Origin of the sequence: Enterobacter sp. 50793107 (assembly GCF_001463365.1) — a bacterium.
Lineage (GTDB): Bacteria > Pseudomonadota > Gammaproteobacteria > Enterobacterales > Enterobacteriaceae > Enterobacter > Enterobacter cloacae.
This window is the reverse complement of sequence record NZ_LNII01000070.1, coordinates 124040-147854: the sequence shown is the minus strand read 5'-3', so window position 1 is coordinate 147854 and position 23815 is coordinate 124040. Positions and strand designations below refer to the sequence as shown.

The 23815-nt window shown below is 53.8% G+C and carries 26 protein-coding genes and 1 pseudogene; 12 read left to right on the top strand and 15 right to left on the bottom strand.

Annotation, left to right across the window (positions count from 1 at the left end; all coding sequences use genetic code 11):
* Positions 1-183, bottom strand: a pseudogene (locus APU11_RS10260) (cyclic diguanylate phosphodiesterase); the annotation flags it as partial.
* Positions 184-443: 260 nt separating this feature from the next.
* Here APU11_RS10260 and APU11_RS10255 point away from each other — a divergent pair.
* Both APU11_RS10255 and APU11_RS10250 read left to right on the top strand, forming a co-directional pair.
* On the top strand, positions 444-1916 hold the full coding sequence (locus tag APU11_RS10255) for a sensor domain-containing diguanylate cyclase (RefSeq protein WP_038420900.1): 1473 nt from the start codon (positions 444-446) through the stop codon (positions 1914-1916).
* A 279-nt stretch (positions 1917-2195) separates the two neighbouring features.
* Positions 2196-2444 carry a GlsB/YeaQ/YmgE family stress response membrane protein gene (locus tag APU11_RS10250; protein WP_008500746.1) on the top strand — a complete coding sequence of 83 codons (249 nt, stop codon included), beginning with the start codon at positions 2196-2198 and terminating at the stop codon, positions 2442-2444.
* 129 nt (positions 2445-2573) lie between these two features.
* On the opposite strand, the gene APU11_RS27955 is transcribed toward APU11_RS10250, so the two are convergent.
* Positions 2574-2672 carry a YoaK family small membrane protein gene (locus APU11_RS27955; RefSeq protein WP_014883431.1) on the bottom strand — a complete coding sequence of 33 codons (99 nt, stop codon included), beginning with the start codon at positions 2670-2672 and terminating at the stop codon, positions 2574-2576.
* 45 nt (positions 2673-2717) lie between these two features.
* Entirely contained in the window at positions 2718-3746 is a 1029-nt protein-coding gene (locus APU11_RS10245; protein ID WP_058651472.1) for a sensor domain-containing diguanylate cyclase, read from the bottom strand.
* A 307-nt stretch (positions 3747-4053) separates the two neighbouring features.
* Here APU11_RS10245 and APU11_RS27685 point away from each other — a divergent pair, with 307 nt between their 5' ends.
* The gene (locus APU11_RS27685; protein WP_038979863.1) at positions 4054-4308 is read left to right on the top strand and encodes a DUF333 domain-containing protein; all 255 of its coding nucleotides are present in this window, start codon (positions 4054-4056) and stop codon (positions 4306-4308) included.
* Between the two features lie 80 nt (positions 4309-4388).
* Positions 4389-4694: a hypothetical protein gene (locus APU11_RS10235; RefSeq protein ID WP_013097068.1), complete on the top strand. Its 306-nt coding sequence runs from the start codon at positions 4389-4391 to the stop codon at positions 4692-4694.
* Here APU11_RS10235 and APU11_RS10230 read toward each other — a convergent pair whose 3' ends face one another.
* Complete coding sequence (locus APU11_RS10230; RefSeq protein WP_060578453.1) at positions 4695-5039, bottom strand: DUF488 domain-containing protein; 345 nt, start codon at positions 5037-5039, stop codon at positions 4695-4697.
* Positions 5040-5140: 101 nt separating this feature from the next.
* Here APU11_RS10230 and APU11_RS10225 point away from each other — a divergent pair, with 101 nt between their 5' ends.
* Positions 5141-5848: a CTP synthase gene (locus tag APU11_RS10225; RefSeq protein ID WP_014831497.1), complete on the top strand. Its 708-nt coding sequence runs from the start codon at positions 5141-5143 to the stop codon at positions 5846-5848.
* A gap of 33 nt (positions 5849-5881) precedes the next feature.
* Here APU11_RS10225 and APU11_RS10220 read toward each other — a convergent pair whose 3' ends face one another.
* On the bottom strand, positions 5882-7057 hold the full coding sequence (locus tag APU11_RS10220; protein WP_058651474.1) for a CynX/NimT family MFS transporter: 1176 nt from the start codon (positions 7055-7057) through the stop codon (positions 5882-5884).
* A 99-nt stretch (positions 7058-7156) separates the two neighbouring features.
* Between APU11_RS10220 and APU11_RS10215 the strand changes: the two genes are divergently transcribed.
* The gene (locus APU11_RS10215) at positions 7157-7948 is read left to right on the top strand and encodes a helix-turn-helix transcriptional regulator (RefSeq protein WP_038979869.1); all 792 of its coding nucleotides are present in this window, start codon (positions 7157-7159) and stop codon (positions 7946-7948) included.
* Here APU11_RS10215 and APU11_RS10210 read toward each other — a convergent pair.
* Positions 7932-8378, bottom strand: coding sequence for a DUF441 domain-containing protein (locus tag APU11_RS10210; protein ID WP_045261610.1), 447 nt, complete (start codon positions 8376-8378; stop codon positions 7932-7934). The two genes, APU11_RS10215 and APU11_RS10210, sit on opposite strands and share 17 nt — an antisense overlap.
* 145 nt (positions 8379-8523) lie before the next feature.
* On the opposite strand from APU11_RS10210, the gene yoaI reads away from it, so the two are divergent.
* Entirely contained in the window at positions 8524-8628 is a 105-nt protein-coding gene (yoaI, locus tag APU11_RS28830) for a small membrane protein YoaI (protein ID WP_020690334.1), read from the top strand.
* A 21-nt stretch (positions 8629-8649) separates the two neighbouring features.
* Here the strand turns inward: yoaI and APU11_RS10205 are convergent, their stop codons facing one another.
* The 3 genes from APU11_RS10205 to yeaG form a co-directional block, all read right to left on the bottom strand.
* Positions 8650-9150 (bottom strand): YbaK/prolyl-tRNA synthetase associated domain-containing protein, encoded by a 501-nt coding sequence (locus tag APU11_RS10205; RefSeq protein ID WP_013097062.1) that lies wholly within the window; start codon positions 9148-9150, stop codon positions 8650-8652.
* Positions 9151-9264: 114 nt separating this feature from the next.
* Positions 9265-10548 (bottom strand): YeaH/YhbH family protein, encoded by a 1284-nt coding sequence (locus tag APU11_RS10200; RefSeq protein WP_013097061.1) that lies wholly within the window; start codon positions 10546-10548, stop codon positions 9265-9267.
* Between the two features lie 74 nt (positions 10549-10622).
* A complete protein-coding gene (yeaG, locus tag APU11_RS10195) occupies positions 10623-12557 on the bottom strand; it encodes a protein kinase YeaG (protein WP_013097060.1) in 1935 nt (644 codons plus the stop codon).
* A 431-nt stretch (positions 12558-12988) separates the two neighbouring features.
* Between yeaG and APU11_RS10185 the strand changes: the two genes are divergently transcribed.
* The gene (locus tag APU11_RS10185) at positions 12989-13735 is read left to right on the top strand and encodes a MipA/OmpV family protein (protein ID WP_013097055.1); all 747 of its coding nucleotides are present in this window, start codon (positions 12989-12991) and stop codon (positions 13733-13735) included.
* Between the two features lie 97 nt (positions 13736-13832).
* On the opposite strand, the gene APU11_RS10180 is transcribed toward APU11_RS10185, so the two are convergent.
* Together APU11_RS10180 and gapA are read right to left on the bottom strand one after the other, a co-directional pair.
* Positions 13833-14717: a D-hexose-6-phosphate mutarotase gene (locus tag APU11_RS10180; RefSeq protein WP_013097054.1), complete on the bottom strand. Its 885-nt coding sequence runs from the start codon at positions 14715-14717 to the stop codon at positions 13833-13835.
* Positions 14718-14789: 72 nt separating this feature from the next.
* The gene (gene gapA / locus APU11_RS10175; RefSeq protein ID WP_013097053.1) at positions 14790-15785 is read right to left on the bottom strand and encodes a glyceraldehyde-3-phosphate dehydrogenase; all 996 of its coding nucleotides are present in this window, start codon (positions 15783-15785) and stop codon (positions 14790-14792) included.
* A 341-nt stretch (positions 15786-16126) separates the two neighbouring features.
* Between gapA and msrB the strand changes: the two genes are divergently transcribed.
* Complete coding sequence (gene msrB, locus APU11_RS10170; protein WP_058651475.1) at positions 16127-16540, top strand: peptide-methionine (R)-S-oxide reductase MsrB; 414 nt, start codon at positions 16127-16129, stop codon at positions 16538-16540.
* A 41-nt stretch (positions 16541-16581) separates the two neighbouring features.
* Entirely contained in the window at positions 16582-16860 is a 279-nt protein-coding gene (locus tag APU11_RS10165) for a YeaC family protein (RefSeq protein WP_013097051.1), read from the top strand.
* A 60-nt stretch (positions 16861-16920) separates the two neighbouring features.
* Here APU11_RS10165 and APU11_RS10160 read toward each other — a convergent pair whose 3' ends face one another.
* The 4 genes from APU11_RS10160 to sppA all read right to left on the bottom strand — a co-directional run bounded on the left by APU11_RS10160 (position 16921) and on the right by sppA (position 21936).
* Positions 16921-18177: a glycoside hydrolase family 18 protein gene (locus APU11_RS10160; RefSeq protein ID WP_013097050.1), complete on the bottom strand. Its 1257-nt coding sequence runs from the start codon at positions 18175-18177 to the stop codon at positions 16921-16923.
* A 171-nt stretch (positions 18178-18348) separates the two neighbouring features.
* Positions 18349-18990, bottom strand: coding sequence for a bifunctional nicotinamidase/pyrazinamidase (gene pncA, locus APU11_RS10155; protein WP_058651476.1), 642 nt, complete (start codon positions 18988-18990; stop codon positions 18349-18351).
* A gap of 9 nt (positions 18991-18999) precedes the next feature.
* Complete coding sequence (gene ansA, locus APU11_RS10150) at positions 19000-20016, bottom strand: asparaginase (RefSeq protein WP_013097048.1); 1017 nt, start codon at positions 20014-20016, stop codon at positions 19000-19002.
* Positions 20017-20079: 63 nt separating this feature from the next.
* Positions 20080-21936, bottom strand: coding sequence for a signal peptide peptidase SppA (gene sppA / locus APU11_RS10145; RefSeq protein WP_020690337.1), 1857 nt, complete (start codon positions 21934-21936; stop codon positions 20080-20082).
* Positions 21937-22103: 167 nt separating this feature from the next.
* Between sppA and APU11_RS10140 the strand changes: the two genes are divergently transcribed.
* Positions 22104-22655 (top strand): NAD(P)H nitroreductase, encoded by a 552-nt coding sequence (locus tag APU11_RS10140; RefSeq protein WP_013097046.1) that lies wholly within the window; start codon positions 22104-22106, stop codon positions 22653-22655.
* A 116-nt stretch (positions 22656-22771) separates the two neighbouring features.
* Positions 22772-23815: a selenide, water dikinase SelD gene (selD, locus tag APU11_RS10135; protein ID WP_014831513.1), complete on the top strand. Its 1044-nt coding sequence runs from the start codon at positions 22772-22774 to the stop codon at positions 23813-23815.

Genomic DNA, 23815 nt, shown 5'->3' with positions numbered 1-23815 from the left:
GGTTGTTACCTCTTTAAGGGCCAGCGCGATGCTTTCGGATAATCCTTCGGAATAGTGCAAAAGCGTCTGGGCGATCTCACGCTGTTTATCCTTCTGCTGGCTGATGATAACCGCATTCACCGCATACAGAGACAGAATGACCAGAATCGTTGATACGATAGCAACGGCAATGATTTTTTTCATTTTCCGGTTATCCTGTCAGCTCCCTGATGGGGTGAATCTTAACACAGCCGGGGCAGGGTACAAGCCTGGTACTCACGGGAGAGAGCGGCAGGCGCCAGGGGATCTCCGTAATAACCCTGACGCAAATTTTAGTGAAGCAAAATAATAACCGCTTCTTATTGTGCGCTTAAGTGCAATTTATTTTCCTCTTATCCTGACCTTTGTTACAGTGACACGAGTTGTCAGCCAGGGATGTCAGGCGTGATAAGGTGGAAAAGCTCGTGCATGTGAAAAATACTTTTTACACAACAACCATTACTGTCATCATTGTCTCGTTGATCATCTCGTTGTCGCTTGCGGTCCAAATTACCACGTCCAGACAGCAGTCAATTCAGCAAATTAATACCGGCGTTGCTAACCTGAGCCATACCCTGGATGTTTATACTGAGGGGATCATGCGTCAAAGCGAAATGCTGATCACCACCATTTCAGACATGATCGACATTTATGGTATGACCCCGGAACAGGCGACCAATATTCAACGGATAATAGAAAATCAGGATAATCTTCTTAGCCAGATTAACAATGTGGTTATTTACGATGTCAATGGTGACATCTTTACGGCATTGTACGGACGTTTTTCCGGGCCGCGAAAAGGGGCTGACAGATCGTTTTTTATCTATCACAAGGAAAATAAAAGTCAGCAGATTTTTATTGGCCAGCCGGTCGTGAGCAGAACGAACGGGAAATGGGTGATTACGATCAGTCGACGGCTTGAAACGCAGACCGGAGACTTTAACGGCGTTGTCGTGGTGACGCTTGGAATCGAAAATTTTCTGGCACTCTACGGGCAGATTAATATTGGCCATGCTGGTGTCATTGGCCTCACGACACAATCCGGCGTGTTGCTGGTTCGTTATCCGTTTAAAAATAACTACATTGGCGCGATTGTTTCAGACTCACCCCTGTTCAGAGAATACCTGAAGGTACAAAATTCAGGGATTGCCAGCTCGGTTTCGCGGTTTGATAAAGTCGAACGCATTTTCGCTTTTGAGAAAAACAAACGTTACGGATTGGTTACCACCGTTGCAGTGAGTAAAGAAGAAGCACTTGCAGCCTGGCGTAAGCAGGCCATTCAGCTCGCCGTACTCATTCTTATTTTTACCGTGGCGCTTATCGTCGCGTCTTATTTCCTCTATTCGGATCTGTCCAGAAAAACCAGAGATAACAAAGAGCTCAAGATAATAGCCTCTGAAGATGCGCTGACGGGGCTTTTCAACCGCCGCACGTTTGATGAAAAAATTCTGTCTGAAATCGCCACGTGTGCGGATAACGACACGCCAATTTCTATCCTCATTGTCGATGTCGATTATTTCAAAAAATACAATGATAACTACGGTCACCCAGAAGGAGACCGATGCCTTACCCTACTGGGGAATAGCCTCAGAGAGAGCCTCACCCGCAACAACCAGCTTGTGGCGCGTTATGGCGGCGAAGAGTTTGCGCTGATCCTGCCAGACGCCGATATTCAGGAAGCCATCCGCCTGGCCCAGACGATCATCCGCAATGTATTTTCACTGCATATTGAGCATGCCTTTAGCCCCTTTGGACGGGTAACGGTCAGCGTCGGGGTGTCAACCGCACGTGCCGTTGACATTGCAGGCAGCCAGCAGAACATTATTATTGCGGCTGACCAGGCGCTCTATCAGGCAAAACGCGCAGGACGCAACCGCTATGCCTTTATCGCCGTGTAAGCGGGCAAAAAAATGCCCACTAAAGCGTGGGCAAAAATACTGGAAGCAATGTGAGCAATGTCGTACTGAATACCTGAGCATTTAACTCAACTATTCAGTGTTGAGAAAGATAATCTTTCTCATCTTAAGTTGCAACCCCACATTTCGTGTGGTGCAGTTTTGGATACTAAATGCGCACTCTCTCGCTGTGATACTAATCACAAATTTCCTTTCCCGGATCCTGTGCTATCCTTTTTGTGTCGTTGATTTAATGACAAAAACCATACAGAGAGGAAAGTTATGGGAATTTTATCCTGGATTATCTTTGGGCTTATTGCGGGTATTCTGGCGAAGTGGATCATGCCGGGCAAAGATGGCGGTGGTTTTATCGTTACCGTGATACTGGGTATTGTCGGCGCGGTCGTCGGCGGCTGGATCAGTACGCTGTTCGGGTTTGGCAAAGTTGACGGTTTCAACTTCGGCAGTTTTGCTGTCGCCGTGATCGGCGCGCTGGTTGTTCTGTTTATCTACAGAAAAATCAAAAGCTAAGTTTGATAAGCGTTAAAAAAGGCTGCCAGATGGCGGCCTTTTTACGTTGCGGTGTTACCACCAGCCAAATTGCGTGCCAGCAACGGCGACGATTGCGACGAGCAGCATAATGAGGGTGGTTTTTCTCATTTATGCTCCCGGAGCCGCGTAACCACCGACAAAAAACCATGCTAAAAAAACCACCGCCGTTATAAAAATAACGACCGGGAAGAGGATCCCTATTCTCATGCCATCACCTGTTTTGGTTTTCAGAATGCCGTAGAGTGTACGGGGTTAATCCAAAACGTGAAAGCGCGTTTTGCCTTTACCCTTTTTATCCTGATACATCGCAACATCCGCGACGCGTAATGCGCTGTCCGGATCCATCCCGGCAGGATCAACTTCGACAACTCCCAGGCTTGCACCCGGGTACACAATACTCACACTGCCCAACCCGTATTGGCCGGCAATCCGGTCGCGAAGCCGCGCCCTGAGCTGGTTAATCTGGCCATCGTCAGCCTGATTTTCCGCTTTACTCAGGCAGGCTACCAGGAACTCATCGCCCCCCAGGCGGCCGATAATCTCGTCTTCGGTCTTTTCATCTGACAGACGTTTGCCGACTTCAATGAGGAATTGATCGCCTGCTTCATGCCCGTACTGGTCGTTAATCCGTTTAAAATCATCCAGATCGATAAAAGCGATAATTACGTTGCGTTTAAGGTGGCGGCCTAAAGAAAACAGAGTGTTGAGATCTTCAAAGATGGCGCGGCGGTTGGGTAAACTGGTGAGAACGTCGGTAAAGGAGTAGGCGATGAGCGCTGCATTCGCTTCTCGAAGTTGAGAAAGCAACGACTCTTTCTGAATATACTGGGCAATCAGCCCGGCAAAGAGTTTCAGCACGTGTTCGCCGCGTTCACTGAGCAGCTTCTTTTCCGTGCTGGTCGCACAGAGTGTGCCGTACAGGGAACCATCCGCCAGGTGAACCGGCACGCTCATGTACGTGGTAATACCGAGCGCTTTCGCGGCGTCGCAATCCGCCCAGCGTTCAGGAACCTCGTTACTGAAAATGGTGTCACTGTCCAGAGCGCGTTTGCACAATGTATCGCCCCAGGGCACGCTTAGTCCCTCCGGGATCTGCATCTGCTTACTGTTTCGGGCATACAAAATATGCTGAAGACGGGCATTGATATCGACCTTCGTCAGGTAGGTCGACTCCATTTCGGTCACAAGTTCCAGCATCTCCAGCAACTGGCGAACGAGACTTTCAAGGGATTGTTCCGTGGTGAGCGTTTCTGACACTCGGGCCAGGATGATATCTGACATGACGTAGGTTGACTCCCATGCACAAGACGTCTGCATCTGCATGTTATGCTGAAAATTTCGACTTCAGCCATAGTAAAACATGAATGGTGAGAATTTTATATATCCATCAGAAGCAGGCAGGGGAGAAAAAGGCCCCGTTGTTGAGACCGGGGCAAAGACATCTTGATTACGGAATGATGTTCTCTGGTCATAAGGAGAACACGCCTCACTATAGTGTTGAAAAGTGCAGTTAAAATGGAGAAATGATGGAGAAAGCGACGGCGACCCGTTACCCTTATCTTCTGATGATGTAAAAAGGATCAACACGATGAGATTTCTGCTTTTGGCTCTCGCGCTACCCCTGGCGGCCTGTACCACAAAAACGTCTCCACCTGTTGCCCCACCGCCGCCGCATAGGGTGGGGATGGCTAACCCTGCCTCTGTCTATTGTCTGGAAAAAGGGGGAGAGCAGATCCCAATCCAGAGCCCGCAGGGCGTGCGTACGGAGTGTAAATTGCCCGGTGGCGAAGTGATCGACGAATGGGAGCTCTACCGCCGCGATCATCCGCAACCCGCCAGGTGACAGCAGGACAAAGATTGCGATACACTTCTCTTTAGGATTATTCTTAGCCAGTTTCTGGCCACCGTTATCGTGAGAGAAGTATGTTTCAGCTTAAACCGGGCAGCATGGCGTTGATCATTGGTGCCCGCACGGCCTCAGGCCGTCGCAATGTGGGTAAATCCGTTGAGTTGTTTGGCCTTTGCCAGCCCGGCCAGCGCTTCGTTAACCCGGTCAATGGCGTGATGACGCAGCTGCCCGCGACAGCGGATCGCGCGCTCTGGCTGGTGACGGGCGATGTCTACGCCTTTGATAATCAGCACGGTTTTGCGTTTGTGCGCGCCGAACATCTGCTGCCGCTCACGCCGGATGAGGCACCGCAAACCTTCGATGCGCTGACGGCCAGTTAATCACAAATGGCGCAGCCAGTCGGCTAAGACTATTGCGTGATTCTGTTCGGTATTTTTCGCGGCGTAGAGAAGGGTTAAGGTTTGCTGTCTCGCGAGGGTTGCAAGACGCAAACCTTCGTCTTTATGCTGCGCCAGCTCTTCCCGATACGCCTGGCTGAAGGCAGCGAAATCAATGGTTTCACTGTGAAAGGCCTTACGTAACCCGTCAGAAGGCGTAAGCGCTTTGCACCATTCATTATGCACAAGGTCTGCTTTTTTCACCCCTCGCGGCCACAGTCTGTCCACCAGCACCCGATAACCATCCTCCGGGGCTGCCTGTTCATAGACGCGCTTGCACTGAATCATCATTTCCCCCTCCCAATTTAAGGTATTGTGATTATTGCAGAAGATCGGTAGTCTGAGGTTCCTTATGTTATCTGATAATACTCTGGCATAAGGAACCTTTCATGGAACACCTCCCGGTTAAAACGACGCTGCGCATTGCGCTGGTTGGCGATTACAATCCCGATGTGATTGCGCACCAGGCGATCCCGCTGGCCATTGATGATGCTGCTGCAGTACTGGATCTCACCGCTGATTACGACTGGCTAGCGACGACGGAGCTGACCAGCCCTGAAGACCTGGTGGGTTACGATGCCATCTGGCTGGTTCCTGCAAGCCCCTACAAAAACACCGAAGCCGCCTTTATCGCTGCACGCTACGCGCGCGAAAACAGCATTCCATTTCTCGGCACCTGCGGCGGTTTTCAGCATGCATTGATTGAGTATGCGCGTAATGTGCTCGGCTGGAGCGATGCGGCGCACGCCGAAACGGACACCGAAGGCTCAATGGTGATTGCGCCGCTGACCTGCTCGCTGGTGGAAAAAACCGATGCGATTGAACTGCGTAACAACACGCTTATTGCGAAAGCCTACGGCAAGCCGGAAATCGAAGAGGGATATCACTGCAACTACGGCGTATCCCCGGAATTTGCGCAGGAGCTGGAGAGCGGTGATATGCGCGTGACGGGCTGGGACGAGCAGGGGGAAATCCGTGCCGCAGAGCTGGTTACCCATCCGTTCTTCGTGATTACCTTATTCCAGCACGAGCGTGCAGCGCTGGCGGGGCGTCCGGTGGTGTTAGTACAGGCGATGCTGCGTGCGGCACGGGGATAAATAACAGGCAGACCGTCAGGTCTGCCACTGTTTTTAGCGGGGCGTGATCTCCCGGTCGCGCCCGGCAAGCATGCCGCAGATGGCCATCAACACCGAGGCAAGCGCGCAGGCCAGAAGGGGGATCTGCCAGTCACCGGCGGTATCGTGAATTTTCCCCATCAGCGGAGGCCCGCAGGCGGCCAGCAGATAACCAATCGACTGCGCCATACCGGACAGTGCCGCCGCCTGATGGGCAGAGCTGGCGCGCAGGCCGATGAACGTCAGACCGAGGATCATCGTTGCTCCGGTGCCAAAGCCAAACACCAGCGTCCACACGACCGCCAAAGCCGGTGCAAACCAGAAACCGGCCGCACTCACTGCGCACATCAGGGCTACGGCACCGGCGATCCCGCGTTGATCGTTCAGACGATGCAGGATCAGCGGCACGGCAAGGCCCGGAATGGCCGTGGCCAGCTGTAAGAGCCCGTGCATGGAGCCTGCCTGCGCTTCGCTGTAGCCGTGGCTGAGTAATATCGCGGGTAACCAGCCGATGATGACGTAGTAAATCAGCGAGTTAATGCCGAGAAAGAGCGTCACCTGCCAGGCGAGGACAGAACGCCATATGGCGCGGTTGTGCAGCGCCCCTGCACCGGTCACCGTAGCGACCTGCTTCTGGCGCCACTGCGGCAGCCAGAGCAGCAGCGCCAGCAGGGGAAAGATCATCAGCATTAGCAGCGCGCCATGCCAGCCTGCGGCTCCTTGGGCGAGAGGAACAATCAGCGCCGAACCGAGCGCCGCCGAAACGCCCATCGTCAGGGAATAGGCCCCGGTAAGGCGGGCAACCTGGCCGGGAAAGTCGCGTTTGATTAAGCCCGGTAATAGCACATTCCCGAGCGCGATACCGCAACCGATCACCGCCGTGCCGGTAAACAGCAGGGCCGCAGAGGGCAGAGAGCGCACGGCAATCCCGGCGCAGATCAGCAACAGGGCGAGGAACAGGCTGCGCTCCATGCCGATACGCCGTGCTACGCCCGCGGCAAGCGGCGAGACAAGGGCAAACGCTAATAGTGGCAGGGTGGTTAGCAGGCCGGTTTGCGCGGTGGTTAATCCATATTCAAGGCGAATGGTATCGAGCAGCGGCGCTGCGCCGGTAAAGGTGACGCGAAGCGTCGTGGCAATCATCAGAATGCCGGCGATCAGCAGCGCGCCTTTGCGAGTAGCAGTAGTCATTGTTTTCTCATACGTTCAGGCGAGCGCACACAATACCGATTTTCGCCGTGGTTGAAATCAGGCTAAAATGACAGTTTATCGCTAATATCGGACAACCTGATGAACGGTCTGGGACTCGACGGCTACGATCCCGATAGCCAATTCGATGCCGCGGTCGCGTTTCGCATCCGCGTGGTAGCGCAGGAGCAATATATTCCGCTCCATCAGCACCGCAAAGGGCAGCTGATTCTGGCGCTGGGTGGTGCAATCACCTGTGAGGTAGAAAATGCCATGCTGATGGTACCGCCCCAGTATGCCGTGTGGATCCCCGGGCAGATGCCCCATAGCAACAGGGCCACGCCAGGCGCGCAGCTCTGCTTTTTGTTTATTGAACCGGGTGCCGTCAGTCTGCCGGACCGGTGCTGTACCCTGAAAATATCGCCGCTGGTGCGGGAGCTGATTCTGTCGCTGGCGGGAAAAACGCGTGAGCAACTGCCGCTTGCCACCACCTCGCGTCTGGTGGATGTGCTGTTTGATGAACTGCCGCTCCAGCGACAGGAGCATTTACAGCTGCCCGTTTCCCCTCATCCAAAAATTCGGTTGATGAGCGAAAAGATGGCGGAAGAGCCCGCCGCGTGGCAGACGCTGGCGCAATGGGCGAACCACTTTGCCATGAGTGAGCGCAACCTGGCGCGGCTGGTGGTCAAAGAGACGGGCTTAAGCTTTCGCCGCTGGCGTCATCAGCTGCAGTTGATTGTGGCGTTGCAGCTGCTGATTGGCGGGAAGTCAGTTCAGCAGGTGGCGCAGTCACTTGGTTATGACTCCACCACCGCCTTTATTACGATGTTTAAAAAGGGGCTGGGGCAAACGCCCGCGCGCTATATTGCCAGCCTGACTACGACTTCCCAATAAACAGCGAAACCAGCCCGGCGGCAATGAGCGGGCCCACCGGAACGCCGCGAAAGAGCGCCACGCCCAGCACCGTTCCCACCAGCAGGCCAGCCACCAGCGAGGGCTGGCTGCTCATCAACGTGACGCCGCGACCACCCAGCCATGACACGAAAATCCCCACCGCGATAGCCACCAGTGATTTCCAGTTAACAAACGAGTGCAGCAGCGTTGAGGCCGGAAGCGTGCCGCTGGCAATGGGGGCCATCACCCCAATGGTCAAAATGATTATCCCGATCGTCAGGCCTTGTTTTTCTATCCACGGGAAAAAAGAGTTTAACGGGGTGACGCGCACAATGATCAACACCAGGATCGAGATGGCGACGGTGGTGTTATGGCTGATAAAGCCGAGTGCAGCGAGTGCCAGTAGAATAAGCAGAGTAGGGTCAAACATGAGGAGTCCTTGCCAGAATAGTAAGCCTGCTTACTTTACGCGGAAAAACGGCTAACGACAGTGTTTTAAAAAAAATAGGAGATTGTCATATCCTTGTCATTTTCAGGGGATAAAACGGCATCAGGCATCGCAAAGGGTCGCTAAGATGAACGATCACATGTTTGTTGAAACGCTGATTATCTCCTCATCGTTTTTCGCTATTGCGGTGATTTTGATCGCATCAGTTCTGTTTCTGGAAAAGAGAGGCTGACAGAGGCGTCAGCCATCACGGTCACGCTTTACGAAACGTCACCAGTTCAGGGCGGGCAATGCGCAGATAATCCTGGGTATCCATGATCACGGATTTTTCCAGCAGACCGGCATTGAACGCGATTTCGTCAAAACGCTCGAACAGGAGCGGGTCGGCGACCAGCGTCAGATCCGGATGGAAGCTAAACGGTGGGATAGCGCCAAACACGCAGGCGGTCAAATGATCGACTTCGGCCGGGCTTGCGAGAGAGGCTTTTAAGCCGCCGAAATGGCTGGCAAGCTGGCTCAGGTCGGCCTGCTGGTCAGCGGCCAGGATCGCCAGAACGTGTTTTTTTACGCCGTTTCCCTTCACTTTGCAGACCAGCGCTTTTGCGCCTTGCCCCAGATCGGTTCCGCGGATTTCGCTTACCGCTTCGCATTTTCCTACGGCCTCGTGCTCCATCACGCGAAAGCGCGCACCTTGCTGCGTTAACAGCGAAATGAGTTGCTGGTGGGTAGCCGTACCCTTAACCTCATCAGACATAGTCAGTTTACCTGTTATCTGCCAATACGCAGTTTCCAACAGTAACACAGATCATTTTGCGAAGGGGATGGACGAAGGGGAAAGAAAACAGCCAGCGTGTTGCTGGCTGTGGGGTCAGGCATTGCTGGTGGCCGATTGCTTGTGGAACAGCTCCCGGAACACCGGATAGATATCATCCTGGTCACGGATGTGTTGCATGGCGAAATTTTCGAACATCGATTGCAGATGTTCATATTCACGCCACAGCGTCTGGTGAGCACGACGCGTGATTTCGATATAGCTGTAGTAACGCACCACCGGCAAAATTTTCTTCGCCAGAATGTCGTGACACAGCGGCGAATCATCCGCCCAGTTGTCGCCATCCGACGCCTGCGCAGCATAGATGTTCCACTGAGCCGGATCGTAACGCTCTTTCACCACCTCATCCATCAACTTCAGGGCGCTCGATACGATGGTGCCGCCGGTCTCCTGCGAGTAGAAGAACTCATGTTCATCCACCTCTTTGGCCTGGGTGTGGTGGCGAATATAAACCACTTCCACGTTCTTATAGGTTCTGCTCAGGAACAGATAGAGCAAAATGTAAAAACGCTTCGCCATATCCTTGGTGGCCTGGTCCATTGAACCGGAGACGTCCATCAGACAGAACATGACAGCCTGGCTCGAAGGCTCCGGCCGTTTTTCGTAGTTTTTATAGCGCAGGTCGAAGGTATCAATAAACGGTACCCGCTCAATCTTCGCCCTCAGCTCGGCAATCTCTTTACGCAGGCGCTCCTCTTCCAGCAGTTGCGCCGGTTCTGTGTTTTCTACCACCTTCAGGCTGCTTTCCAGTTCGCGCAGCTCCCGCCGTTTACCGGCCGTCATGGCCGTGCGCCGCGCCAGCGAGTTCTGCAGCGAACGAACGACGCTGATATTGGCCGGTACGCCGTTCGCGGTATAACCCGCGCGATGGGTTTTGTATTCGTTAAGCTGACGGTGCTGGTTCTTTTTCAAATTAGGCAGCGCCAGATCCTCAAAGAGCAGGTCGAGATACTCATCTTTTGAGATCTGAAAGACGAATTCATCCTGACCTTCACCATCCTGACTGGCCTGTCCTTGACCGCTTCCTGAACCACCGCCGCCTCCTTGTGGGCGCTCGATTCTGTCGTTCTGAACGAAGTGGTCATTACCTGGGTGTACGCGATGGCGCAGGCCGCCACGCCCCTGATGAAACATCGGTTCGCTGATGTCATCGGTGGGGATGGAGACAGACTCGCCGCTGTCGACGTCGGTTACCGAGCGTTTGTTGATGGCCTCGGAGATCGACTGTTTAATTTGCGCTTTGTAACGGCGCAAGAAGCGCTGGCGATTCACCATGCTCTTGTTTTTGCCGTTCAGACGCCGGTCAATAAACCAGGTCATATACCCCCCGTACTGCATTTGCCAACTTGCATTTTGTCGGCCCGGTGAGCGTTAAACGCTACCGGGCACTTGTTTTAAGACGATTTCCGTACGCGCAGATACCATTCGCAAAGCAAACGAACCTGTTTGCGGGTGTAGCCTTTTTCCATCATACGGTCGACAAAATCGTCGTGTTTTTTCTGCTCGTCAGTTGAGGTTTTGGTGTTAAACGAAATGACGGGTAACAGCTCCTCGGTATTAGAGAACATTTTCTTCTCGATGACCGTGCGCAGTTTCTCGTAGCTGGTCCAGTTCGGATTACGACCATTGTTATGCGCTCTGGCACGCAGTACGAAGTTCACAATTTCGTTACGGAAGTCTTTCGGGTTGCTGATCCCGGCAGGCTTCTCAATTTTTTCCAGCTCCGCGTTCAGGGATTCACGGTCAAACAGCTGTCCGGTATCCGGGTCGCGGTACTCCTGATCCTGGATCCAGAAGTCAGCATAGGTGACGTAACGGTCAAAGATGTTCTGGCCGTATTCTGAATAGGATTCCAGGTAGGCCGTCTGGATCTCTTTGCCAATGAACTCGGCATATTTCGGGATCAGATAACCTTTCAGGAACTCAAGGTAACGTTCCGCCTGCTCCTGTGGGAATTGCTCGCGTTCAATCTGCTGCTCCAGCACATAGAACAGGTGGACCGGGTTGGCCGCCACTTCCGCATGGTCGAAGTTAAACACGCGGGAGAGGATCTTAAACGCGAAACGTGTGGACAGACCGTTCATGCCCTCGTCGACACCCGCGTAATCGCGGTACTCCTGATACGACTTCGCTTTCGGGTCGGTATCTTTCAGGCTTTCCCCGTCATACACGCGCATTTTGGAGTAGATGCTGGAGTTTTCCGGCTCTTTCAGACGCGACAGGATGGAGAAGCGCGACAGCGTTTCCAGCGTGCCCGGTGCGCATGGGGCATGCATCAGCTCACTGTGGTTAAGCAGTTTTTCGTAAATTTTGATCTCTTCGGAGATCCGCAGGCAATAAGGCACTTTAACGATGTACACACGGTCAAGGAACGCCTCATTGTTTTTGTTATTTCGGAAGGAGACCCACTCGGATTCGTTCGAGTGCGCCAGGATGATGCCGTTGAACGGCAGGGCAGAGATACCTTCCGTCCCGTTGTAGTTCCCCTCCTGGGTGGCCGTCAGCAGTGGATGCAGCACTTTAATGGGTGCTTTAAACATCTCGACGAATTCCATAATGCCCTGGTTTGCCCGGCACAGTGCGCCAGAGTAGCCGTAGGCATCCGGGTCATTCTGGGCGTAGTTTTCCAGCTTACGGATATCGACTTTACCGACCAGCGCCGAGATGTCCTGGTTGTTCTCATCACCTGGTTCCGTTTTGGCGATGGCGATCTGCTCCAGAATGGATGGCCACACTTTCACGACGCGGAATTTGGTGATATCGCCACCAAACTCATGCAGGCGTTTCGCCGCCCACGGCGACATGATGGTGCCGAGATAACGACGCGGAATGCCGTACTCTTTATCCAGAATTTGCGCATCTTCCTGCGGGTTAAACAGGCACAGCGGATGGTCGTTCACCGGGCTGCGTTCACCGTTGGCGCTCAGCACATAGATAGGCACGCGCTGCATCAGCGATTTCAGCCGTTCAGCCAGCGACGATTTACCGCCACCCACCGGGCCGAGTAAATAGAGGATCTGTTTCTTCTCTTCCAGACCCTGAGCAGCATGCTTCAGGTAGGAGACGATTTGCTCGATGGCATCTTCCATGCCATAGAACTCTTCAAACGCCGGGTATCGGGCGACCACCCGATTCGAAAAGAGACGGGAAAGCCGTGGTTCCTGGGCAGTATCAACCATGTTTGGCTCACCAATAGCCATCAATAGCCGTTCTGCCGCGTTGGCATAGGCACTGCGATCTTGCCGACAGATGGTAAGAAACTCCTGCAGTGTGAACTCTTCGTCCTTGGCAGCTTCATAGCGCTGGCGATAGTGATCGAATATATTCATGGCATGCCGTCCTTTCGTTTTTTAGCACAGGATAAGAGCCGTTCGTATGAGTAGTGGAGGCTCCCGGAAGAGAATCTCTCGCACCTCACTGCCAGAGCAGCAACCTGTGTGCCAGGTCAGACGCTAAGAACCGCGGGGCGTGCAGGAAAACTCTTCTTAAATTAAAGCGTAGATGGCATTTGCAAAACTTGCATGCTGATAAAATCTAATTTCAATGACATATCAATAACTCATCCAAAAATATCCATTGCCGTTATATGTCATACGGGCATTTTTCACCCTGCGGTCACAGAAGTGAAAACGGCCTGTCATCTGAAAAATGAAAAATAACGGGTTAATCAAACTGATTAGCAGGCAAAAAATTTGGGGAAGTACGGGTCTGGCGGTTACACTTCTCCCGCTGATTATTTGACTACAGGAAAGAATGGATTGTGACCAAACTCAAACTTCTGGCATTGGGCGTACTCGCCGCGACCGCAGTTAGCACCGCACAGGCGGAAAGCCAGTGGACGGTAGGTGCGGGCGTTGGCGTCATTAACAGCCCGTATAAACAGTATGATCGTGATGTTTATCCCGTTCCGGTTGTCACCTATGAAGGCGATAACTTCTGGTTCCGTGGACTCGGCGGCGGCTACTATCTGTGGAACGATACGGCCGATAAGCTCTCCATTATGGCCTACTACGATCCGACGCACTTCAAACCGGGTGACAGCGACAGCCACGCCCTGCGTCGACTCGACAAGCGTAAGAGCACCATGATGGCGGGTCTCTCTTATGTGCATAACACCGAGTATGGCTTCCTGCGTACCGCGCTGGCGGGAGACACGCTGGATAACAGCAACGGCTTTATCTGGGATCTGGCCTGGCTCTATCGCTACACGAACGGTGCGTTAACCCTGACGCCAGGTATTGGTGTGCAGTACAACAGTGAGAACTACAACGACTACTACTATGGCGTCTCTAAGAATGAGTCCCGTCGTAGTGGTCTGAAGAGCTACAGCGCAGATGATGGTTGGGATCCGTACCTGGAGCTGACCGCGAGCTACAACTTCCTGGGTGACTGGAACGTATACGGTACTGGCCGTTACGAGCGTCTGAGCGACGAAGTGAAAGACAGCCCAATGGTCGACAAGTCCTGGGCGGGTATTTTCTCTGTCGGTGTGACCTACAAGTTCTGATTGTGCATCAAAACAGTGCAATCTTTGCATTATAACGGGGCGCTTGCGCCCCGTTTGCATTGTGCTGGTGCGGTCATAACCATACCGCGTCAAAGGCTTAGCGCTTCACAATGCGAATAGTCTGCCCTAAGCGAGACGGTTTTTCTTCGCTGGCTTTTTGCGCCGTAGTGACGCAGGCCGTTTCAACGCAGACAAACGTTTTGTAACCGTCATCGGGCACGTCGGCCATGCTCACTGAGAGCGCCGGACCTGGGTTCCAGCCCACCACGTTGCTGTGATGATGGTGAATCACTTCGATGCCACGGTTGAGGGCACTGTCGTGGATCACGTTGCACGCTTCCGGATGCAGGTAAACGCGGTCGGTACGGTCAGGGAAGGTCTGCACGCCGTCGCTGAGTTTCCCTTCTTTTGCATTGTCCACTTTGTCGATATAGGTATCGCCAAGGCCGCTCACTTTTACCGCGCTGATATCACCCACGTTGAAGTAGGTGTGCAAGGCAGAGGTCGTTTCAAACTCGCCGTGCGCTTCCAGCTCAATCTCGCAGGTTTTACCCAGCTTGAAGCGGGCGTACAGGGTAAACTCGTGCGGCCACAGCGCACGGGTCTCGTCATTGGCCTGAAGCTCAAAGGTCAGCACGGCACCGTTATCATCTTCGTTATGCGCTTTCAGGGTCCACTGCTGGTTGCGGGCAAAACCATGAGAAGGCAGTCCCTGCTGCGCTGACGGCCCAAACCATGGCCAGCAGACAGGCACGCCGCCGCGGATCGCCGCTCCTTTTTTGAAAGAGGTCGCATCGCTCAGCCACAGCACTTCCGTTTCACCTTCCGGTTTCCAGGAGAGCAGGTGGGCGCCGTTCAGCGCAACGGAGGCTTTCACACGCGGGTGGTCAACGACGATAACATCAGCGCCATCAATCTGGCGACGGGAGAGCACAGGGGTAAGTTGTTCGACTACCGGAAGTGCAAAAATTTTATTAATCATTAAGCAATCCTCTGTCTTATAAATAAAAAAGGCGACCGAAGTCGCCTTTTTGGATCAAGCACTCATTCCAGTTTATTTGGAGATGTGAGCGATCAGGTCCAGTACTTTGTTAGAGTAGCCAGTTTCGTTGTCGTACCAGGATACCAGTTTAACGAAGTTGTCGTTCAGTGCGATACCTGCTTTAGCATCGAACACGGAAGTGCATACTTCGCCGTTGAAATCGGTAGATACAACGTCGTCTTCGGTGTAACCCAGAACGCCTTTCATTGGGCCTTCGGAAGCAGCTTTGATTGCTTTCTTAATGTCTTCGTAAGAAGCAGCTTTTTCCAGACGAACGGTCAGGTCAACAACGGATACGTTAGGAGTTGGAACGCGGAACGCCATACCAGTCAGTTTGCCATTCAGTTCTGGCAGTACTTTACCTACCGCTTTAGCAGCACCGGTAGAGGATGGGATGATGTTCTGAGCCGCGCCACGGCCGCCACGCCAGTCTTTGTGAGACGGGCCATCAACGGTTTTCTGAGTAGCGGTGGTCGCGTGAACGGTAGTCATCAGACCTTCGATGATGCCGAAGTTGTCGTTGATAACTTTTGCCAGCGGTGCCAGGCAGTTGGTGGTGCAGGATGCGTTAGAAACGATATCCTGGCCAGCGTAAGTTTCGAAGTTAGCACCACGAACGAACATTGGGGTGTTGTCTTTGGAAGGACCAGTCAGAACAACTTTTTTCGCACCCGCGGTGATGTGTTTACGCGCAGTTTCGTCGGTCAGGAAGATACCGGTTGCTTCAGCAACAACGTCAACACCGATTTCGTTCCATTTCAGGTTAGCTGGGTCTTTCTCAGCAGTAACGCGGATGGTTTTGCCATTAACAACCAGGTGGCCGTCTTTCACTTCAACGGTGCCGTCGAAACGACCGTGAGTTGAGTCGTACTTCAGCATGTACGCCATGTATTCAGCGTCCAGGAGATCGTTGATACCAACGATTTCGATGTCAGAACGTTTCTGAGCAGCACGGAAAACAATACGGCCGATACGGCCAAAACCGTTGATACCTACTTTGATAGTCATATATTCCACCAGCTATTTGTTAGTGAATAAAAGGTTGCCTGTAAAATTACAAAAACCTTACGCAGCGTCAAGCGGAATCGTGTCAATCATTGCGACAAATCAATCCTGTGACTAACGTTTGTGCGACTGACTCGCCTCACTTTCCCTTTGAGCTAGCAACCACATGGGGGCTGCGCCCGGAATTTTAAAGGCCTCGCAGGATAAATATGTGAGCATGATCACAATTGCCTGACCGCCTTTTCGCGACACATAAGTTTAGATCAAAAGTGCACGCAAGGGTGTTAATGTTTTGTTAGAATCCGGGTTAAAAGGTGTCTGTTTCTACAGCGAGATGTAAGCATATGTCGAACCAACGTAACCCTGACGATTTGAAAAAAAACCTCACAGAAATGCAGTTTTACGTGACGCAGAATCACGGCACGGAGCCGCCATTTACCGGGCGTTTACTGCATAACAAACGCGATGGCGTATACCATTGCCTGGTCTGTGACGCCCCGCTGTTCAATTCACAAACGAAATACGATTCTGGCTGCGGCTGGCCGAGCTTTTACGAGCCGGTGAGTGATGACGCGATCCGCTACTTAACTGACTCGTCGCACGGGATGGTGCGTACCGAAATTCGCTGCGACAACTGCGATGCGCACCTGGGGCATGTCTTCCCGGATGGCCCTCAGCCAACGGGCGAGCGTTTCTGCGTTAACTCGGCTTCTCTGAGCTTTAGCGACGATGAAAACGGCGACCAGATTAAAGGTTGAAAAAACGATTCAGCAAATTATTCCTTTGAAAGGGAGAGATCGTGAATATTGATGACATGATTAACGGTATGACGCCGGAAGTTTATCAGCGTCTGGTCACCGCCGTTGAGCTGGGGAAATGGCCTGATGGTGTTGCCTTAACCCCGGAGCAAAAAGAGAACAGCCTGCAGCTGGTCATGCTGTGGCAGGCGCGCAACAATACCGATGCGCAGCACATGACAATCGATACCAACGGCCAGATGGTGATGAAGAGCAAGCGTGAACTGAAGGAAGAGTTTGGTATCACGCCAAAGCCGATTGCGACGATGAAAATACAATAACGGTGTAGGTTGATGTCCTCACTCAACCCTCTCCTTGTGGGAGAGGGTTTGATTGCCTCACTACTTGTGCGAGATCCCGAGCGACTCTGCCAGCTGCTTCGCTAACTGGTTATTATCATCCGCCCCATACTCCCAGAACATTGCGCCTGCCAGACCTTTCTCTTTGATATAGTCCGCTTTGATAGCGACGGAACGTGGATTCTCATATGAGAGGGCAAACAGATCCTTCCCGTCGGCGCCCTTCACGGAAAGCCACGGCACTTTCGCCTGGTCGTCCCAGTGTTCAGTAAAGCGCTTTTGCGGGTCGTTTAGCAGTTTCTTCACGATATCGTTGTACTTCACGTAGGTATCTTTGGTCAGGTCATAACCGAGTGATCTGAACAACCCGATCTCCTGAGGGCCGAAGTAAGGCTGTGTCACCGGATTGTTTTGCGCATCGGGCTTGCTCCAGTCAATGCCCGGTTCTACAGCGCGTTTTGGTACGCGCCCATAGAAACCAATCCCAAGGTTCATCTGCTGTGGCTTCAGCCCCGCGGCCAGATAATTGTTCACCACAAAATCAACGCTGTATTTATCTGCTGCCGCCACGGTCGGCCAGGCGCTGGAGTCATACAGGTTCGCGTTAAAATACTGAGTGCCGTACGCCATGTCGTAGGTCATCAGGTTGATATAGTCGAGAAGGGGAGCAATGGCTTTCACATCGACCCAGCTTTTCGGACTTTCCGCATTGGCCCCAACCGCAATCGTGACCAGTTTTTTCTGCCCGAAGGCGGCACGCAGCTCTTTCAGCAGGAAGGTGAAGTTATCCCGGTCTGCAGGCGTGCTTGCGACCAGCCCCCATGCGCCGTTTACCGGGTACTCCCAGTCAAGGTCGATCCCGTCCAGACCGTATTTCTCAACAATCTCCTGCGCCGAGCGGATAAACACCGCGCGGCTCTCTTTGGTGGCTGCTGCGCCCGAGAAACCACGGGCACCCCAACCGCCGACGGAAAGCAGAACGTTTAAATTCGGGTTTTGTTTACGAAGCTGTGGGATAAGCGCCAGGTCGGACGCCACTTTCGGAGATAACCAGATCTGATGCAGCTTCGCCGGATCTTTCAGTGCGGCGTTGGTTTCGTCTTTTTCGTTATTGTAGATAAGGCCAAACGAATAGTTCAGGTGGGTGATCTGGCGGACATCAAGCGTATTGATATCGCCGCCGGGTCCGGCAGTGACATCACCACCGCCGTTGAAGTAGCCCACGGACATCAGGGGAGCGGCGTAAGCAACTGACGCGCAAAGCAAGGGTAAAGCTGCCAGCAATGGCAAACGTTTCATAGGTGTTCCTCTTTGACAGAATAAAAATAACCACGCCACAGAAAAAGCGTGGCGAAAAAACAGCCTGAAAAGCATAGCATTGCCGCTTCGCTGGTGATGCGAGGGAGTTCACTTTATGGGGATCGGAGTGGAAATGCCGGGAAAGGCGAAGCCGCCCCCCGGCATAAAAGACTACGCCTGCGTCTCCAGCCAGTCTGCCAGCGTATACAGCGTCGCGCCTTCAGCGGCCATATCCATAAACGCCTGCGCGCTGTCCTGCGGTTGAATGTTCACCCCGCGACAGCCGTCGGTGATGACGCTGACCGTATAAACCAACTGGAGCGCGTCCAGCACGCTAAACTTCACGCAGTAATCGGTTGCCAGACCCAGCACAATCAGCTCGGTGATTTCGTGGTGACGTAACCACGCGTCCAGCGCCGTTTTCTGACGATGTCCGTTATCGAAAAAGGCGCTGTAGCTGTCAATAGCCGGGTTTTCGCCTTTATGAAACACCGCGTCGATGGCTTTCTGATTCAGCAGCGGATGTAGCGCGGCGCCTTCCGTTTGCTGCACGCAGTGATCGGGCCAGAAGGTTTGCGCCAGACCGTCGAGCTCACCCTGGCTGAAGGGTTCAACGCCGTGCTGGCTGGCAAAACTGCCATGGTTGGCCGGATGCCAGTCCTGGCTTGCGACAACGGCTTCACCGCGCAATTTACACCAGTCAATCAGGGTATTGGCCACGTCGACCGTGCTGTCACCTTCTGCGACGGCCAGTGCGCCGCCCGCGCAGAAATCATTTTGCAAATCGACCAGTAACAGGGCGCGTTGCTTCATGAGGCCTCCTTATTCGTCCGGGGTCAGTTCGCCGCGCAGGTTTTGCATCATGGCGCTGCGAATGGACTGGATGTCCAGATCCTGACTCAGTAAATAATGAAGTTTAGTCAGTGTGGCCTCGACGGTCATATCGAATCCGCTGATCACCCCCGCATGCGCCAGAGCGTTACCGGTGGCATAGCCGCCCATATTGACCTTGCCGGACATACATTGCGTCAGGTTAACCACCACAATCCCGCGCTCGCTCGCTTCCTGCAGCTCTTTCAGGAATTCACTGTTCTGCGGCGCGTTACCCACACCGTAGGAGCGCAAAATCAGCGCTTTTACCGGCTGGCGCAGGAAGTTACGCACCACATCAGCAGAGATGCCCGGATAAATGGTTACCACACCGATCGGCTGCGGAGTGATCGGGTGAACGATCAGCTCGCCTGAGGTGGTCGGCGCAGGCGGCGTGCCCAGACGACGAATATGAATACCCGCTTCCAGCAGCGGTTGCAGGTTTGGAGAGGCGAAGGCGTCAAACCCATCGGCGTGCGCTTTGGTGGTACGGTTGCCACGATACAGACGGTTGTTGAAGAACAGCGAGACCTCGTTAATCGGGTAGTTCGCCGCCACATAGAGAGAGTTAAGCAGGTTAATCTGTCCATCCGAGCGCAGTTCCGCCAGCGGAATTTGCGAGCCGGTGACAATCACCGGTTTGCTCAGGTTTTCCAGCATGAAGGAGAGCGCCGAGGCGGTAAAGGCCATGGTGTCGGTACCATGCAGGATCACAAAGCCGTCGTACTGGTCGTAATGGGCTTTGATGTCATCCGCGATATGCTGCCAGTCTTCCGGCGTCATGTCGGAGGAGTCCATCAGCGGCTCGTACTCGTGGATGGTAAAGTCAGGCATTTCCGGGCGGTGGAATTCCGGCATCAGGGCAAGCTGACGTTGAAGATGACCGGACACAGGAATATAGCCGTTTTCAGAGCGCTGCATCCCGATGGTACCGCCAGTGTAGGCTACATAAATCGATTTCTTCTGCATGGTAGTGATTTCTTGTTCTTCAAAAGAAAAAAATCCCCTCTTCACCGGAAGAGGGGACGGGGTTTAACGTACGTTTGCGCAGGTCAGGCAAAACGCGTAACGACTTTGTGGATCATTAAACGCCGCGAGCTTATCGCTTTCCGCTTTCATCGCTTTAGCGGCCGTGGCGACAGGCGCTGGCAGATAAGCCTGCAGCGCTTCCGGCAACATGGCGCGCACGGAGACGGACATGCTGTCCATCACCATATCGAAGAACGACGGCTCATCCTGATAGTATTCAACATGCCACTGTTTGAGCTTCGCCAGTTCGGCGGCTTTCTTCACCGCGTCATCAAAGTCACCCAGGCTGTCGACCAGGCCGTTGCTCTTCGCATCCTGTCCTGTCCAGACGTGGCCCTGAGCAATTTCGTCGATCTGCTGCGGCGTCTTTTTACGCGAGTCAGCGACCAGCGTGATAAAGCGCTTGTAGCCATTCTCAATGCTGAGCTGCATCATCTCGGACACTTCAGGTGGCAGGGATTTGGTTACCGACACATCCGCCAGCGGTGAAGTGGCCACACCATCCGTATGCACACCCAGGTAATCCAGGCTGTTCTCTACCGTGTTGATCACCCCGAAGATGCCAATTGATCCGGTCAGGGTGCTTGGGTTAGCGACGATGTAGTTAGCCGGGGTTGAGATCCAGTAACCGCCGGAAGCCGCCATGCCGCCCATGGAAACCACCACCGGTTTACCTGCTGCACGCGCAGCGGCCAGCTCGGCGCGGATCACTTCAGAGGCGCTGACGCTGCCCCCCGGGCTGTTCACACGCAGCACAATCGCTTTCACTTTCGGGTCAAGACGCGCGTCACGGATCTGCGACGCGGTGGTATCACCCCCGACGTTCCCCGGAGTCTCCTGACCGTCCATGATTGCGCCATTGGCGAAGACGACCGCAACGCTGTCACCGCTCTCATCCGGTTTTTTCGCCGCGTAATCGTACATGCTGATCGCGCTGTAATTTTTATCCTCTTTGCTCCAGCCGAACTGTTTGCTCAGGGACTTTTCGATCTCCGCGCTGGTTCCCAGGGCATCGACCAGCTTGTTATCAAGCGCATATTTCGCGGTATCGCCGTCAACCTTGCGCAAGCCGTCCAGCACGCCCTGAGCACCAGGGAAGACCTGTGCAGGGGTAATCTGGCGGTTACTGGCAACTGTGGTCAGGTAGTTCTGCCACAGCTCACCAATCCAGCGGCTGTCCGCTTCACGGGCGGCAGGAGACATGTCATCACGGATAAATGGCTCAACGGCAGATTTATACGTACCGACGCGGAACACGTGGGTGGTGACCTTCAGCTTGTCGAGCAGAGATTTGTAGTAAAGCCCGTTCGTGGCAAAGCCGTGCAGGTCGACCGTACCCTGAGGTGAAAGCCAGATTTTATTGGCAAAGCTCGCCAGATAATATTGCCCCTGGCTGTAGCTGTCGCCTATTGCGATCACCGGTTTACCGCTGTCACGGAATTCACGCAGGGCTTTGCCGATGTACTGCATAGAAGGCTGGTCGGCCCCGGCAAAATCTTTCAGATCCAGCACGATACCCGTAATGTTGCGATCATCTTTTGCCTGACGAATGGTATCGACAATATCGAACAGGGAGTTTTCCTGCAGGCGGTCCGAGGTAGCGCCGAACAGCTGACGACCAATCACTCCCAGACGATTGCTGGTGGAAGGCTTATCGACAATCACGCCGGTGATGTCGAGCAGCAGCGCGCCGCGCGTCGAATGCTGTGACTGGTTTGCGTTACTGATGTGCATCCAGATGCCCGCGCAAACCAGCACCAGGAGGATGAAAACGAGGTTCATCACCAGGTTGCGGACGAAATTGAGCAGTCGCCACGTCCATTTAAAGAAACCGGCAAAGATTCGCCAAAGGGTTCGCATGTATTCTCCCTAACCAGAAAATGACTGTTTCCGTCGCCACTGGACGGTAATGTTGGGTTATCGTAATGACCCAACCGCCACTTGTCAGCAGGAATCGCCTGCCAGGCTGTAACAAAATCTGCCGTCGTGTTAATTTTGTGAGTAAATTTCAAGAAAGGAGTTAACCAATGGACGCACTTGAACTGCTTGTTAACCGCCGTAGCGCGTCACGTCTGGCGGAACCTGCGCCAGCGGGTGAGCAGCTGGAGAACATTCTGCGTGCCGGTATGCGTGCGCCGGATCACGGCACACTTCAGCCGTGGCACTTCTTTATTATTGAAGGTGAAGGCCGCGAGCGCTTCAGCCAGCTGCTGGAGCAGGGGGCGGTTGCCGCCGGTCAGGATGAGAAAGGGATCGATAAAGCCCGTAATGCGCCGTTCCGTGCGCCGATGATTATCGCCGTCGTGGCGAAGTGTCAGGCGGAGCATAAAGTGCCGGTATGGGAGCAGGAGATGTCGGCGGGATGCGCGGTGATGGCGATGCAGATGGCCGCTGTTGCACAAGGCTTCAACGGTATCTGGCGTACCGGGCCACTAACTGAAAGCCCGGCGGTGCGCGACGGACTCAACTGCGGCGAGCATGACAAAATCGTCGGTTTCCTCTATCTCGGCACCCCTCAGCTTAAAGCCTCCAGCACCATTAGCGTGCCGGACACCACGCCTTTCGTCAGCCGTTTCTGATAACGCGCGCTAAACTGTCTGGATTCTGAGCATCTGCCGCAGAATTCAGACAGTCATACTTACCTCTTTAAGGAATGAGCGCTACCATAGCGCGATTGCATTGACAGGAGATGTCCATGAGCGAGCAAACCATTCGTTTAACGCAATACAGCCACGGAGCCGGTTGCGGTTGTAAAATTTCCCCCAAAGTGCTGGAAACCATCCTGCACAGTGAACAGGCGAAGTTTGTCGACCCGAACCTGCTTGTTGGCAACGAAACGCGTGACGATGCAGCGGTTTATGACTTGGGTAACGGCACCAGCATTATCAGTACCACTGACTTCTTTATGCCGATTGTCGATAACCCGTTCGATTTCGGGCGCATCGCAGCGACCAACGCCATCAGCGATATCTTCGCGATGGGCGGTAAACCGATTATGGCGATTGCGATTCTGGGCTGGCCGATCAACACCCTTGCGCCAGAAATAGCCCGCCAGGTGATTGAGGGCGGACGCTTTGCCTGCCAGCAGGCGGGGATTGCCCTGGCCGGTGGTCACTCTATTGATGCGCCGGAGCCAATCTTCGGTCTGGCGGTCACGGGCGTGGTGCCTACCGAGCGCGTCAAACGCAACAGCACCGCGCAGGCGGGTTGCAAGCTGTTCCTCACCAAGCCGCTGGGCATTGGCGTGCTGACCACCGCCGAGAAAAAATCCCTGCTGAAACCCGAGCATAAAGGTCTGGCAACGGAAGTGATGTGCCAGATGAACCTGGCCGGTGCCGCTTTCGCCAATATCGACGGCGTGAAGGCGATGACCGACGTCACCGGTTTTGGCCTGTTGGGGCATCTCTCTGAAGTGTGTCAGGGCGCGGGTGTGCAGGCGCAGGTCTGGTATCAGGACGTGCCGAAGCTGCCAGGCGTGGAAGCGTACATTGCCCAGGGCGCCGTGCCGGGCGGTACTCAGCGTAACTTTGCCAGCTATGGTCATCTGATGGGCGAAATGCCTGAAGAGTGGCGTAACCTGCTGTGCGATCCGCAAACCTCGGGTGGTCTGCTGCTGGCAGTCACGCCGGAGTCAGAAGCCGAGGTGCAGGCAACGGCCGCCGAGTTTGGTATTACCCTGACGGCGATCGGCGAACTGGTGACCGCGCGCGGTGGCCGACCGATGATTGAGATCCGTTAA

Bases quoted from the DNA above. Each gene is read 5' to 3' on its own strand.
- APU11_RS27955 (WP_014883431.1), bottom strand. From the start codon at position 2,672: ATGAGAATAGGGATCCTCTTCCCGGTCGTTATTTTTATAACGGCGGTG.
- APU11_RS10230 (WP_060578453.1), bottom strand. From the start codon at position 5,039: ATGATTCAGTGCAAGCGCGTCTATGAACAGGCAGCCCCGGAGGATGGT.
- pncA (WP_058651476.1), bottom strand. From the start codon at position 18,990: ATGAAGCAACGCGCCCTGTTACTGGTCGATTTGCAAAATGATTTCTGC.
- yoaI (WP_020690334.1), top strand. From the start codon at position 8,524: ATGAACGATCACATGTTTGTTGAAACGCTGATTATCTCCTCATCGTTT.
- APU11_RS10160 (WP_013097050.1), bottom strand. From the start codon at position 18,177: ATGAAACGTTTGCCATTGCTGGCAGCTTTACCCTTGCTTTGCGCGTCA.
- APU11_RS27685 (WP_038979863.1), top strand. From the start codon at position 4,054: ATGAGATTTCTGCTTTTGGCTCTCGCGCTACCCCTGGCGGCCTGTACC.
- APU11_RS10225 (WP_014831497.1), top strand. From the start codon at position 5,141: ATGGAACACCTCCCGGTTAAAACGACGCTGCGCATTGCGCTGGTTGGC.
- sppA (WP_020690337.1), bottom strand. From the start codon at position 21,936: ATGCGAACCCTTTGGCGAATCTTTGCCGGTTTCTTTAAATGGACGTGG.
- APU11_RS10205 (WP_013097062.1), bottom strand. From the start codon at position 9,150: ATGTCTGATGAGGTTAAGGGTACGGCTACCCACCAGCAACTCATTTCG.
- APU11_RS10215 (WP_038979869.1), top strand. From the start codon at position 7,157: ATGAACGGTCTGGGACTCGACGGCTACGATCCCGATAGCCAATTCGAT.
- APU11_RS10210 (WP_045261610.1), bottom strand. From the start codon at position 8,378: ATGTTTGACCCTACTCTGCTTATTCTACTGGCACTCGCTGCACTCGGC.
- APU11_RS10140 (WP_013097046.1), top strand. From the start codon at position 22,104: ATGGACGCACTTGAACTGCTTGTTAACCGCCGTAGCGCGTCACGTCTG.
- yeaG (WP_013097060.1), bottom strand. From the start codon at position 12,557: ATGAATATATTCGATCACTATCGCCAGCGCTATGAAGCTGCCAAGGAC.
- APU11_RS10220 (WP_058651474.1), bottom strand. From the start codon at position 7,057: ATGACTACTGCTACTCGCAAAGGCGCGCTGCTGATCGCCGGCATTCTG.
- ansA (WP_013097048.1), bottom strand. From the start codon at position 20,016: ATGCAGAAGAAATCGATTTATGTAGCCTACACTGGCGGTACCATCGGG.
- gapA (WP_013097053.1), bottom strand. From the start codon at position 15,785: ATGACTATCAAAGTAGGTATCAACGGTTTTGGCCGTATCGGCCGTATT.
- msrB (WP_058651475.1), top strand. From the start codon at position 16,127: ATGTCGAACCAACGTAACCCTGACGATTTGAAAAAAAACCTCACAGAA.
- APU11_RS10200 (WP_013097061.1), bottom strand. From the start codon at position 10,548: ATGACCTGGTTTATTGACCGGCGTCTGAACGGCAAAAACAAGAGCATG.
- APU11_RS10235 (WP_013097068.1), top strand. From the start codon at position 4,389: ATGTTTCAGCTTAAACCGGGCAGCATGGCGTTGATCATTGGTGCCCGC.
- selD (WP_014831513.1), top strand. From the start codon at position 22,772: ATGAGCGAGCAAACCATTCGTTTAACGCAATACAGCCACGGAGCCGGT.
- APU11_RS10250 (WP_008500746.1), top strand. From the start codon at position 2,196: ATGGGAATTTTATCCTGGATTATCTTTGGGCTTATTGCGGGTATTCTG.
- APU11_RS10180 (WP_013097054.1), bottom strand. From the start codon at position 14,717: ATGATTAATAAAATTTTTGCACTTCCGGTAGTCGAACAACTTACCCCT.
- APU11_RS10245 (WP_058651472.1), bottom strand. From the start codon at position 3,746: ATGTCAGATATCATCCTGGCCCGAGTGTCAGAAACGCTCACCACGGAA.